Annotated in this window: 12 protein-coding genes; 6 read left to right on the forward strand and 6 right to left on the reverse strand. The window is 71.7% G+C overall.

The features are described from left to right. Positions 1-144 precede the first annotated feature (144 nt). Positions 145-792, forward strand: coding sequence for a TetR/AcrR family transcriptional regulator (locus tag AN218_RS27730; protein ID WP_070019862.1), 648 nt, complete (start codon positions 145-147; stop codon positions 790-792). Between the two features lie 248 nt (positions 793-1,040). Then, the gene (locus AN218_RS27735; RefSeq protein ID WP_079132663.1) at positions 1,041-2,696 is read left to right on the forward strand and encodes an alpha/beta hydrolase; all 1,656 of its coding nucleotides are present in this window, start codon (positions 1,041-1,043) and stop codon (positions 2,694-2,696) included. Between the two features lie 144 nt (positions 2,697-2,840). Here AN218_RS27735 and AN218_RS27740 read toward each other — a convergent pair whose 3' ends face one another. The 6 genes from AN218_RS27740 to AN218_RS27760 all read right to left on the reverse strand — a co-directional run bounded on the left by AN218_RS27740 (position 2,841) and on the right by AN218_RS27760 (position 7,967). Next, entirely contained in the window at positions 2,841-3,620 is a 780-nt protein-coding gene (locus AN218_RS27740; protein WP_070019863.1) for a lysophospholipid acyltransferase family protein, read from the reverse strand. 94 nt (positions 3,621-3,714) lie between these two features. Continuing rightward, positions 3,715-3,873 carry a hypothetical protein gene (locus tag AN218_RS37120; protein WP_171908815.1) on the reverse strand — a complete coding sequence of 53 codons (159 nt, stop codon included), beginning with the start codon at positions 3,871-3,873 and terminating at the stop codon, positions 3,715-3,717. A 121-nt stretch (positions 3,874-3,994) separates the two neighbouring features. Continuing rightward, positions 3,995-4,945 carry a cytochrome c oxidase assembly protein gene (locus AN218_RS27745; RefSeq protein ID WP_070019864.1) on the reverse strand — a complete coding sequence of 317 codons (951 nt, stop codon included), beginning with the start codon at positions 4,943-4,945 and terminating at the stop codon, positions 3,995-3,997. 183 nt (positions 4,946-5,128) lie between these two features. After that, entirely contained in the window at positions 5,129-5,857 is a 729-nt protein-coding gene (locus AN218_RS27750; protein WP_070019865.1) for a type 1 glutamine amidotransferase, read from the reverse strand. Between the two features lie 31 nt (positions 5,858-5,888). Beyond that, entirely contained in the window at positions 5,889-7,127 is a 1,239-nt protein-coding gene (locus AN218_RS27755) for a Mur ligase family protein (RefSeq protein ID WP_070019866.1), read from the reverse strand. Between the two features lie 192 nt (positions 7,128-7,319). After that, on the reverse strand, positions 7,320-7,967 hold the full coding sequence (locus tag AN218_RS27760; RefSeq protein ID WP_070019867.1) for a TetR/AcrR family transcriptional regulator: 648 nt from the start codon (positions 7,965-7,967) through the stop codon (positions 7,320-7,322). Between the two features lie 155 nt (positions 7,968-8,122). On the opposite strand from AN218_RS27760, the gene AN218_RS27765 reads away from it, so the two are divergent. The 4 genes from AN218_RS27765 (at position 8,123) to gndA (ending at position 12,513) form a co-directional block, all read left to right on the forward strand. Beyond that, positions 8,123-9,355 carry an acyl-CoA dehydrogenase family protein gene (locus tag AN218_RS27765; protein ID WP_070019868.1) on the forward strand — a complete coding sequence of 411 codons (1,233 nt, stop codon included), beginning with the start codon at positions 8,123-8,125 and terminating at the stop codon, positions 9,353-9,355. 82 nt (positions 9,356-9,437) lie between these two features. Then, on the forward strand, positions 9,438-10,238 hold the full coding sequence (locus AN218_RS27770; protein ID WP_070019869.1) for a DUF427 domain-containing protein: 801 nt from the start codon (positions 9,438-9,440) through the stop codon (positions 10,236-10,238). A gap of 96 nt (positions 10,239-10,334) precedes the next feature. After that, positions 10,335-11,195 (forward strand): pyridoxamine 5'-phosphate oxidase family protein, encoded by an 861-nt coding sequence (locus AN218_RS27775; RefSeq protein WP_476755975.1) that lies wholly within the window; start codon positions 10,335-10,337, stop codon positions 11,193-11,195. Further along, complete coding sequence (gndA, locus tag AN218_RS27780; protein WP_476755976.1) at positions 11,113-12,513, forward strand: NADP-dependent phosphogluconate dehydrogenase; 1,401 nt, start codon at positions 11,113-11,115, stop codon at positions 12,511-12,513. Before AN218_RS27775 ends, gndA begins: the two co-directional genes overlap by 83 nt. Positions 12,514-12,809: the final 296 nt, after the last annotated feature.

Below are 12,809 nucleotides of genomic sequence, written 5' to 3' on the forward strand. Positions count from 1 at the left end.
CGGGGCGCCGGGGAGCGGGACGAGGAGCCGGGCATGCGGTGGCCCTCCGGATCTAAAGAGAAGGATCGTTCGTTTTGGCGTCGCCACCGTCCCGCTCCTCGGCGCGAGTTGTCAAGAATGAACGTTCGTTTTAACCTCCGGGCCATGGCCCGCGTATCCCAGGAGCACCTCGACGCCCGGCGGCGGCAGATCCTCGACGGTGCCCGCCGCTGCTTCACGAGCAACGGCTTCCACGCCACGTCCATGCAGGACGTGCTGCGGGAGGCGGGCCTGTCCGCCGGCGCCGTCTACCGCTACTTCCGCAGCAAGGAGGAGATCGTCGCCGCGGTCGCCGCCGAGACGCTGGAGAGCGTGCGCGTCTCCTACGCCGCCACCGCCGCGGCGGACCCGCCGCCCACGCCCGACGAGCTGATCGGCGCCGTCCTCTCCCGGCTGCGCGTCCTGCTCGGGGACACCGACGGGGACGACCAGCGGGCGCTGCCGCAACTGCTGATGCAGGTGTGGGGCGAGACCCTGCGCAACCCCGAGGTGGCACGCGTCCTCGCCGACGGATACCACGGGCTGCTCGGGCAGTGGATCGCGCTCGTCGAGGCGTACCAGTCGCGCGGCTGGGTGGACCCCGGCGCCGACGCCGAGCACGTCGCCCGTACGCTCATCGCCACCGTGCAGGGCTACTTCGTGCAGCAGGCGCTGTTCGGCGGCATGGACCCGGCCGGCTTCCGCGAAGGACTGCGCGCGCTGGTCGCCATGAACGTGCCGGAGGAGGAGCGGCGTCCGGCACGCGAGCACTGATCCGGCGCCAACTCCCTGCCGCAGCAGGGTTGCTGACGGTACGCCGCGACCGTCGCCGCCGTGCGCCCCTGCCCCGTACGGACCCGCCGGGCGGGCGCACCGCCGACCCCGCCGGTAGATTCACGACTTGGTAAAGATCATCAGCGTGCCCTGTCCCCTCACCGCGGACGGCGGGAAGGATCGGCGGGAACCGTGATCAGTGATCTCCGGTGCGTCCAGCGGCCAGCCACCTCGGGCAGGAGCCACCAGTGAACATAAGGAATGCAAGCATCGCCGCCGTGGGAGCGACGGCTCTCGCGGCCGGACTCGTCGTCGTGCCTTCGGCGTTCGCGGCCACCGGCAGCGACGGGCCGGGGCCGGGCGGCAACGCCGAGGCCCGCGGTGTGCAGGCCGCGGCCGCCCGTGCCGCCAAGGAAGGCGTCGACTGGAAGGACTGTCCGAAGGACTGGGACCTCGCCAAGCCCGTCCAGTGCGGATTCGTCACCGTCCCCGTCGACTACGCCGACCCCGGCGGGCGCACCATCGAGATCGCCGTGGACCGCGCCGAGAGCACCGGCGGCAAGAAGGAGCGCCAGGGCTCGCTGATCTACAACCCCGGCGGTCCCGGCGGCTCTGGCCTGGCCTTCCCCACGCGCATCACCCAGGACAACCCGCTGTGGAAGAAGACCGCCAAGGCCTACGACTTCGTCGGCTTCGACCCGCGCGGCGTCGGCCACTCCTCGCCCATCTCCTGCATGGACCCGCAGGAGTACGTCAAGGCGCCCAAGCAGGACCCGGTGCCCGACGACGAGGCCGACAAGCGCGCCCAGCGCAAGCTGGCCAAGGAGTACGCGCAGGGCTGCAAGGAGCGCAGCCACGGTCTGCTGCAGCACATGACGACGCCGAACACCGCCCGCGATCTCGACGTCATCCGCGCCGCGTTGGGCGACAAGAAGCTCAACTACCTCGGCGTCTCGTACGGCACCTACCTCGGCTCCGTCTACGGCACCCTCTTCCCCACACATGTGCGGCGCATGATCGTCGACAGCGTGGTCAACCCCTCCCGCGACCAGATCTGGTACCAGAACAACCTCGACCAGGACGTCGCCTTCCAGACCCGCTGGGAGGACTGGAAGAAGTGGGTCGCCGAGCACGACAGCACCTACGGCATCGGTGACACGGCCGCCAAGGTCGAGACGGAGTGGAAGAAGCTGCGCGCCGAGGCGAAGAAGAAGCCCGTCGGCGGCGTCGTCGGCCCCGCCGAACTGCTGTCGTTCTTCCAGAACGCCCCGTACTACGACCAGATGTGGGCCGAGGTCGCCAAGGTCTGGTCGGCCTACCGCAACGGCGACGAGAAGGCGCTCGTCGAGGCCGCGGGCCCGGACATGGACGACAAGGCCGGCAACGCGGCCTCGGAGAACGGCAACGCCGTCTACACCGCCGTCGAGTGCACCGACGCCAAGTGGCCCACGAGCTGGGAGAAGTGGGACCGCGACAGCACCCGGCTGCACAAGAAGCACCCGTTCCTCACCTGGTCCAACGCCTGGCTCAACCTGCCCTGCGCCACCTGGCCGGTCAAGCAGCAGCGGCCGGTCGAGGTCGGCGCCGACAAGGGGCTGCCGCCCGTCCTCATCACCCAGGCCGAGCGGGACGCGGCCACCCCGTACGGCGGTGCCCTCGAAGTGCACAAGCGCTTCAAGGGCTCCCGGCTGATCACCGAGCGGGACGCCGGGTCGCACGGCATCACCAACGTCGAGAACGACTGCATCAACAAGCGCGTCGACGCCTATCTCCTCAAGGGAACCGTCGGCGGCAAGGACGTCACCTGCGGCCCGCACAAGGAGCCGACGCCGCAGCTCGTGCCCAGCCTGGCGCAGCCGGACGCCCAGCCCGGCGGCGCGGCCCTCCCGAAGGCGCCGCGCTGAGCCGCGCCGCCGGCTGAGCGGGGAGCCCGCCCCGTACGGCATACGAAGGGGACGGCCGGAATCCACTCCGGCCGTCCCCTTCGCCGTTTCCCCGTCTGCCCGGAAGCAGCGGGGCCGTACGCCCCGCCCCGCCCCGGCCGTCCGTCAGTGCTTCCCGCTCGTCCCGCGCTCCGCGCTCTTGTCGCTCTTGTCGTTCTTGGCGTCGCCCTTCGCCTTGCCGCCGCCCGCCTGTGCCTCCTGACGCTGCTGCGCCTGAAGGGCCTTCGCCTCGGGGGCGTACAGATCGACGTACTCCTGGCCGGAGAGCTGAAGGATCTCGTGGATGATCTCGTCGGTGACGGCCCGCAGGATCGTGCGCTCGCCCTCCATGCCCGCGTAACGGGAGAAGTCCAGCGCCTCCCCGAAGCGGATCGTCACGCGCCCGAACCGCGGCATCTTCCGCCCCGGAGGCTGGAGTTCGAACGTGCCGACCATCGCGCAGGGGATCACCTTCACCCCCGCCTGGAGCGCCATCGACGCGACACCGACCCGGCCCTTGTACAGCCGTCCGTCGTGCGAGCGGGTGCCCTCGGGGTAGATGCCCAGCAGCTCGCCCTTGCGCAGCACGCCCAGCCCCTCGTCGATGGCGGCCTGCCCGGCGCCCTTGCCGGAGCGGTCCACCGGGATCTGGCCCACGCTGCGGAAGAACGCCGCCGTGAGCCGCCCCTTCAGACCGGGCCCCGTGAAGTACTCGGACTTCGCCAGGAAGGTGATGCGGCGTCGGAGGATCGCGGGCATCAGAAAGTGGTCGGAGACGGAGAGATGATTGCCCGCCACGATGGCCGCACCCTCATCCGGAATGTTCTCCAGCCCCTCGATCCGCGGACGGAAGAAAAGCCGCAACAGGGGCCCCAGCAATACGTACTTGAACAAGTTGTAGAACACGCTACGGCCTTCCCCCATGCATCGGTGAGATCGCAGGGTAGCCCCCTGCCCTGCGTACGGGGGAGGGGGCCCACCGCACTCGTCCGCGGCGCCTTCAGTTGCGCCGCGCGACCACGGCCCCCACGGTCACCAGACCCAGCAACACCCACACGAACCAGAGCAGCGGGCTGCTCCCCATGGTCACCGTGTAGGCCGTCACCAGCACCAGGGCCGCCACGGTGCCGACCGTCAGAGCCTTCGCAGAGCCAGGCATCTCGCACCCTCCTCACGGGACCCGGACACCGGCGGGGCGCCGTACGGGCAGACCGCGTCCCGTCTCCATGGTCGCGCGCCGCTCGGAGACGGCGCCACGGCCGCCGAAACCCGGGTGCGGGTCAGCGGCTGCGTGCCTGGAGCGAGGCCAGATAGGCGTTGTACGCGGCGAGTTCCTTGTCGCCGTCCCGGTCGGCCATCCGGTCGCGGCGCCGGGCCTCGCGCTCCTCCGAGCGGTGCCACTGGTAGACCAGCGCCAGCAGCACCAGCACCGAGGGGATCTCGCTGAACGCCCAGGCGATGCCGCCCGCCGCCGTCTGGTCGGCCAGAGCGCTCACCCGGAGCGAGGCCGGGGGACTGGCGTACGTCGCGATCATCGGCTCGGACGCCATCATCAGCGCGATCCCGAAGAACGCGTGGAAGGGCATCCCCGCGAACAGCTCCAGCATCCGCATCAGATGGCCCGGCCGGTGCGGACCGGGATCGACGCCCATGATCGGCCAGAAGAAAGCCAGCCCGACGAGCAGGAAGTGCACCATCATCAGCAGATGCCCGGCCGTCGAGCGCATCAGCAGGTCGAAGACCGGCGTGAAGTACAGGGCGTACAGGCTCGCGATGAACAGCGGGATCGTGAAGCCGGGGTGCGTGAAGACCCGCAGCACCCGGCTGTGCAACGCCGCCACCAGCAGCTCCCGCGGACCCTTGCGGCCGCGTCCGGCCGAGGGCAGCGCCCGCAGCGTCAGCGTCACGGGTGCGCCGAGCAGCAGCAGGATCGGCGCCAGCATGCTGATGATCATGTGCTGCACCATGTGGACGCTGAAGAGCACCATCCCGTACTCGTTGAGCGCGGTGCACATCGTCACGCCGACACAGAGCACGCCCAGCACCCACGCGACGCTCCGGCCGACGGGCCAAGCGTCCCCGCGCCGCCGCAGCCGCACCACGGCGGCCGCGTACAGCGCCAGCGCGAGCAGGCACCCCGTCAGGAAGAACGGCTCACCGGTGAACTCCAGACCGCGGCCGAGTGTGAACGGCGGCAGATCCATCGTCATGCCGTGCCCGCCGTGGTCCATCAGCGCTCTCTCCTGAGTCGGGCGTTTGGTCCGGCAAGCGTATTCCCTCCGCTTCCGGCGGCTTCCGGGGACCCCCGACCCGGCCGGTCGCCGTCGGCAGGGCCCCGGGCAGGGAAAACCCCGCCCCCGGCGCGCTGGCCGGGAGCGGGGAGAAGGCGACGGGGAGGCGCGGGCCTCCGGCGCTCAGGCGGGCTGCAGGGCGGCGGAGATCCGCTCCTTGCGCAGCGCCTCGTACCACTGGTCGTTGACCGGCGGCAGCGCGTTGACGTCGAGCGCCAGCTTGATCAGATGGTCCGCGATCTGCGGGTTACGGGCGAGGACCGGGCCGTGCATGTACGTACCGAAGACGGTGTCGTTCCACGCGCCCTCCGTGCCGTCGCCGGTGCCGTTGCCCTTGCCCAGACGTACGCGGGCCAGCGGCCTGGCGCCGGGGCCGACGCGGGTGACGCCTTGGTGGTTCTCGAAGCCGGTCAGCTCCGGCAGGCCCAGGTCCGGGTCGATGTCGGCGAGGACGTCGCCGACGCAGCGCTCCGCCTCGCCGCGGGTGCTGACGACGTCCAGCAGCCCGAGGCCCTGCTGCGGCTCCCCGAGGTCGTTGACGAACTCGCGCCCCAGGATCTGGTAGCCGGCGCAGACGGAGAAGATGATCGCGCCGTTGTCCACGGCGCGCGCCAGGCCGCCGTCGCGCAGCAGCCGCTCCGCGGCCAGCCGCTGCGGACGGTCCTCGCCGCCGCCGATCAGATAGATGTCCGCCGAGGTGGGCACCTGCTGGTCGGAGCGGATGTCGGTGCGGTGCACCGCCAGACCGCGCTGCTCCGCGCGCCGCTGCACCACGAGCGCGTTGCCCTGGTCCCCGTACGTGCTGAGGAGGTCGGGGTAGACCCACACCACCCGCAGGCTCGTCTCACTCATGCTCGCCAACTCCTTGAGCGGGTCGATGGGTTCAGTTGCCGACGACGCGGCGCAGATCCTGGAAGGCCGTGTAGTTCGCGATCGCCTCGATGCGTCCCGGCGGGCACGCCGAGACCGCCTCCGCGGCGCTCTCGCAGACCTGGAAGTCGACGCCGGCGACCTCCAGGCGCACCGCCAGGTCCAGCTTGCGGTCGCCGATCACACGGATCGGATGCCCGGCCAGCCGCCCGTAGTCCACGTCCCACAGCCAGGAGGTGTCCGTACCGTCCGCGCCGCGGGCGTTGACGGAGAGGATGACCGGGGCGGGCGGCGCGTCGATGAGGGAGAAGGTCTCCAGCCACCCGGCGGGGTTCTTCGCCAGCAGCAGCCGCACCTCGCGGCCCCGGTAGCTGACGACGTCGTACCGTCCGGCGACGGCCGTCACCGCGTGCATCCGCTCCAGGGCGGTCTGCGGCGGTACGCCGAAGGCCGCGGCCACGGCGGCCGACGTCGTCGCGTTGGCCTTGTTGGCGCGGCCGGGGAGCTGGAGCTTGATGGGCCAGGCCGAGCCGTGCGGGTCGAGCACCTCGTCCCCGGAGAGCGCCCAACTGGGCGTGGGACGGCGGAAGCCGCACTCGCCGCAGAACCAGTCGTCGTCCGGGCGCTGCATCACACCGCCGCACGCCGGGCACGACCAGGCGTCGTCCTTCCACTCCTGGCCGACGGCCACCCACACCACGTTCGGCGCGGAGGAGGCCGCCCAGACGACGAGCGGGTCGTCGGCGTTGGCGATGACCACCGCCTTCGTACCGGAGAGGCCCTCGCGCCAGCGCTCGGCCAGCATGCGCGTCTCGGCGGCCCGGTCGAGCTGGTCGCGGGAGAGGTTCAGCAGGGCGATCGCCTTGGGTGTCACGTCCCGTGCGACGCCGTCGAGATACTTCTCGTCCACCTCGATCACGCCGTACTGCGCCTCCGAACCGCCCGCGAGCGCCGACGTGATGCCCGCCGGCATGTTCGCGCCCAGCGCGTTGGAGACGACACCGCCGTTGGCGCGCAGCGCCTCCGCGATGAGCCGGGTGGTGGTGGTCTTGCCGTTCGTCGCGGAGACCAGGACCACGTCCAGATGGTGGGCCACCTGAGCCAGCAGGTCCGGGTCGAGCCTGAGAGCGACTTTGCCGCCGATCACCGATCCGCTGCCACGACCCGCCGCCCTCGATACCGCCGCAGCGGCCTTGCCCGCTGTCACGGCCAGCTTGGCCCGCGGAGACAGCGGCTCCTGGTTGCCTGCCATCGTCCTGCTCCTCCTTGCCCCTCGGTGGGGAGCAGCCTACCGAGGTCCGCCGCCGTGCCCGAACCGCCTCACCCACAGGGGAGTTGTGCCGCCGCGGCGGTGTCCGTCGTGCGGCGCCGCGGATGCGGCCGCGCCGCCTCTCCCGTCACGGGACGCCCGCCCCGCTTCCGGGACGCGGGCCGCCCTCCGTGCTCAGAGCCGCCCGGGGGAGCCGGGGCGGTCCTCGGCCATCGACAGCCGCCCCCACAGCAGGTCGGCGAGCTGCCGTACCAACTCCGCGCGTGTGCACGGCCGTTCACGCAGCCACCAGTCTCCCGCGGCGTACGCCATGCCGACGACGCCGTGGCCCCAGATGCGGGCCGTCTCCTGTCCGTCCGGGCCGAGGTCGAGGCGCTCCTCGATGACCTTGCCCAGCTCGTCGCCCAGGCGCCGCAGCAGGGGAGCGGCCTGCTGGCCGGCGCCGAAGCCGCGGTCGCTGCCGGAGCCGCCTTCGGTGGGGTGCATGAGGAAGCGGTAGACCTGGGGGCGGGCTTCGATGGCGGCGAGGTAGGTGTCCAGCGTGGCTTCGACCCGCCGGCGGCGTTCCGCGGGGGCGTCGAGCGCGGATCTGAGCGCGGTGATCAGGGCGTCGGTGTGCCGGACGGCCAGCGCCCGGTAGAGCCCCTCCTTGTCGCCGAAGTGACGGTAGAGGATGGGCTTGGTGATCCCCGCCTCGGCGGCGATCGCGTTCATCGAGGCGCCCGGCCCGTCCCGCAGCACGACGCGGTCGGCAGCTTCCAGCAACTCCTTGCGGCGCTGCTCCGCGGCGCTGCGCGGTTCCGTCGGCTGTGTGGTCTCCATGGCGCCTCCCCACCCGTTTTCGTCTCGCTACCCCACGCGAAACGTAACACCCGGCACAGTGGGACGACTTGTGGCAGCCGGGAGTTGACATCCATTACCGGCCAGTAACAGACTGACGATTACCTTTGGTAACCCAGCCGCTGGAAGGACCGGTCATGAGCGATTCCACCTTCACGCTCGATCTCAACGAGGACCAGAAGGAGATCCGTGAGTGGATCCACGGATTCGCCGCGGACGTGATCCGTCCGGCCGCCGCGGAATGGGACGAGCGCGAGGAGACCCCCTGGCCGGTCATCCAGGAGGCGGCGAAGATCGGCCTGTACTCGCTCGACTTCTACGCGCAGCAGTTCTTCGACCCTACGGGTCTGGGCATCGCGATGACGATGGAGGAGCTGTTCTGGGGCGACGCCGGGATCGCCCTGTCCATCGTCGGCACCGGCCTGGCCGCCGTCGGCGTCCTCGCCAACGGCACCGAGGAGCAGATCGGCACCTGGGTCCCGCAGATGTACGGAGACCCGGACGATGTGAAGGTCGCCGCCTTCTGCTCCTCCGAGCCCGACGCCGGCTCCGACGTCGCCGCCATGCGCACCCGTGCCGTCTACGACGAGGCCAAGGACGAGTGGGTGCTCAACGGCACCAAGACCTGGGCCACCAACGGCGGGATCGCCAACATCCACGTCGTCGTCGCCGTCGTCGACCCCGAGCTCGGCTCCAAGGGCCACGCCTCCTTCATCGTCCCGCCGGACACCCCCGGCCTCTCCCAGGGACAGAAGTTCAAGAAGCACGGCATCCGCGCCTCGCACACCGCCGAGGTCGTGCTCGAGGACGTCCGCGTCCCCGGAAGCTGCCTCCTGGGCGGCAAGGAGAAGCTGGACGAGCGCCTCGCACGCGCCCGCGAGCGCGCCCGGCAGGGCGGCGAGCGCGTGAAGAACGCGGCCATGGCCACCTTCGAGGCGTCCCGCCCAGCCGTCGGCGCGCAGGCCGTGGGCATCGCGCGGGCCGCGTACGAGATCGCCCTCGACTACGCCAAGGAGCGCGTCCAGTTCGGGCGTCCGATCATCGACAACCAGGGGGTCGCCTTCCAGCTCGCCGACATGCGCACCCGCATCGACGCCGCGCGGCTGCTGGTGTGGCGTGCCTCGTGGATGGCGGCGGCGGGCAAGCCCTTCGAGTCGGCCGAGGGCTCCATGTCGAAGCTGTACGCGGGCGAGACCGCGAAGAGCGTCACCGCCCAGGCCATGCAGATCCTCGGCGGCAACGGCTACACCCGCGAATACCCCGTGGAGCGGATGCACCGGGACGCCGCCATCTACACGATCTTCGAAGGGACGAGCGAGATCCAGCGCCTGGTCATCGCCCGTACGCTCTCCGGCGTTCCGATCCGCTAGCCGGCAGCGCCGGACGCGGTGGGGCGGCGGCGGTGCGAGAGTGGACGCGCCCGCACTGCCACGCCACACCCGGAGGCGCACCATGACGCTCACGCTCGGCGGCGGACCGCTCGCCTCGCGGTCCCCGGAGACCGTCAACTACACGATCGACGGACCCGCGCACCGGCTGCTGTGGCAGCCCTTCCCGCGCCGCGTACGCGCCCTGCTGGGCAGCGCGACGGTGCTGGACTCCACGAGCGCCAAGCTGCTGCACGAGAGCAATCTGCTGCCGCAGCTCTATGTGCCCCGCGCCGACCTGCGCGAGGACCTGCTGGAGGAGAGCGCCCACCGCACCCACTGCCCCTTCAAGGGCGACGCCCGCTACTGGAACGTCCGCGTCGGCGACCGCGTCGCGGAGAACGCGGTGTGGAGCTACCCGGAACCGCTCGCCGGAGCGGCCTGGCTCACGGGCCACGCCGCCGTGTACTGGTCGTCGATGGACGCCTGGTTCGACGAGGACGAGGAGGTCACCGGGCATGTGCGCGACCCGTACCACCGCGTCGACGTACGGCCCACGAGCCGGCACGTGGTGGTACGCGCCGGGGGCACGGAGATCGCCGAGAGCCGCCGGGCGTATCTGCTCTCCGAGACCGGGCTGCCCAACCGCTTCTACCTGCCGCAGAGGGACGTACGCACCGAACTGCTGGAGCCCAGCGCCACCCACACCCACTGCCCGTACAAGGGGCAGGCGTCCTACCGGACGCTGCGCACGCCCGGCGGCGTCATCGAGGACGCGGCCTGGTGCTACGAGCGGCCGCTGGAGGAGGCGGTGCGCATCGCCGGGCATCTGTGCTTCCTCGCGGACGGCGTCGAGACCGTCGTGGACGGGGAGCCGCTGAGCTGATCCGCCCCGCCCCGCGCCGTACGGGAGCGGCCCGTGTGCCGCGCGCTTTCGCGAAATCCCCGCTCGGCGGGCCCGTTTGCGGCCCACAATGCCGGGGTGGGCACGATCTACGAACGCATCGACGGGCGCCTGCGCGCCTTCATCGAGGAGCAGCACGTCTTCTTCACCGCCACCGCACCGCTCTCGCCCGACGGGCACGTCAACCTCTCGCCCAAGGGCCTCGCCGGGTCCTTCGCGGTGCTCGACGAGACCACCCTCGCCTATCTCGACCTCGGCGGCAGCGGCGCCGAGACCATCGCCCACCTGCGGGAGAACGGCCGCGTCACACTGATGTGGTGCGCCTTCGGCGGGCCGCCGCATCGTGCGCGTCCACGGCACCGGTACGCCCGTCTTCCGCGACGACCCGCGCTGGGCGGAGCTGCTGCCGTACTTCGCCGACGAGATGCGCGCACGCACCGATCTGCGCGCCGTGATCACGGTGCGCGCGGAACGCATCAGCGACTCGTGCGGCTTCGCGGTGCCCCTCATGGAGTGGCAGGGGGACCGGCCGCTGCACACCCAGCGCTTCGCCCGCGAGACCGACGCGTCCTTCGCCGCGTACTGCGAGAAGAAGGAACAGGTCGGCGCCAGCCTCGACGGGCTGCCCGCGCTGCCGCTGCCCCTGCCGCCGCTCCCGCCCGGGACGGAGGGCGGCTGATCCCTCCGTTTCGGCACCCGCCCGACCCGGCACCCCGTACCCGTCCCGTACTCGTCAGCGACCCCGAACCCGTCCGGCACCCTTGCCGCCCGACCCGTCCGCGACCCGTCCGCACCGTCACAGGAGCTATCGAGCATGAGCAGCAGCGCACACATCGGCGTCACCGGCCTCGCCGTGATGGGCCGCAACCTCGCACGGAACTTCGCCCGCAACGGATACACCGTCGCCCTGCACAACCGGACGGTCTCCCGCACGCGTGAGCTGGTACGGGACTTCTCCGACGAGGGGTCCTTCGTCGCCGCGGAGTCCGCGGAGGAGTTCGTCGCCGCGCTGGAACGCCCCCGGCGGCTGGTGATCATGGTGAAGGCGGGCGCCCCGACGGACGCCGTGATCGAGGAGTTCGCGCAACTGCTGGAGCCCGGCGACGTCGTCATCGACGGCGGCAACGCCCACTACGCCGACACCCGCCGCCGCGAGAAGGCGCTGCGCGAACGCGGACTCCACTTCGTCGGCACCGGCATCTCCGGCGGCGAGGAGGGCGCCCTGCACGGCCCGAGCATCATGCCGGGCGGCTCCGCCGACGCCTACGAGTCGCTCCGTCCGATGCTGGAGAGCATCGCCGCCAAGGCGCCCGACGGCACACCCTGCACCACCCACGTCGGCCCGGACGGCGCCGGCCACTTCGTGAAGATGGTGCACAACGGCATCGAGTACGCCGACATGCAGCTCATCGGCGAGGCCTACCACCTGCTGCGCGACGTCGCCGGATACAGCCCGGACCGCATCGCCGAGACCTTCCGCGCATGGAACACCGGCCGCCTCGACTCCTACCTCATCGAGATCACCGCCGAGGTCCTCGCGCACCGCGACGCCGCCACCGGCGAGCCCTTCGTCGACGTCGTCGCCGACCAGGCCGAGCAGAAGGGCACCGGCCGCTGGACCGTGCAGACCGCGCTCGACCTGGGCGTGCCCGTCTCCGGCATCGCCGAGGCCGTCTTCGCCCGCTCCCTCTCCGGCCACGCCGACCTGCGCTCGGCCAGCGCACATCTGCCGGGCCCGGCGCTTCCGGCGCTGGAGGGAGCGGAGGCGGACCGGTTCGCGGAGAAGGTCGAACAGGCCCTGTACGCCTCGAAGATCACCTCGTACGCACAGGGCTGGAACATGATCCGCAGCGGCAGCGAGGAGTACGGCTGGGGCATCGACCCCGGCGCCGTCGCCGCGATCTGGCGCGCGGGCTGCATCATCCGCGCCGCCTTCCTGGACCGGATCCGCGCCGCGTTCGCCGCCCGGCCGGATCTGCCGACGCTCCTGGCCGACGAGCACTTCTCCAAGGAGATCGGCGAGGCACAGGGCGACTGGCGTTCCGTCGTGGCGACCGCCGTCGGGCACGGCATCCCGGTGCCCGGCTTCTCCGCCGCGCTCGCCTCGTACGACGCTCTGCGCAGCGCACGCCTCCCGGCCTCGCTGACGCAGGCGCAGCGCGACTTCTTCGGTGCGCACACCTACCGGCGTACAGACCGCGAGGGCTCCTTCCACACGCTCTGGGGCGGTGACCGCAGCGAGGTCTCCGCGGACTGAGCGGCGGGAGCGGGCGGCGGGACCGCGCGCGGTGGCGGCGCCGTGGTGACGGGGGCCGCGGTGAGTGGGGCCGCGGTGAGTGGGGCCGTGACAACCGGGCACCCGACCGGGAGACGGAACGCCGCTATGAAAGACCGCTGGAGTTGTGATGCCACAGCCGTCAGGTACGAGGTCCCCGTCCGGCAGGCGGCCCGACCCCGTACCTCCCCAGCCGACTCCGCCTCCCGGGCCCGGCGGTCCGGGGCCCGGCCCGGCGCCCGATCCGGTGCCGGCGCCGACTCCGAGCCCGCCGCCCG

Source organism: Streptomyces nanshensis (assembly GCF_001751255.1).
Classification (GTDB): domain Bacteria; phylum Actinomycetota; class Actinomycetes; order Streptomycetales; family Streptomycetaceae; genus Streptomyces; species Streptomyces nanshensis_A.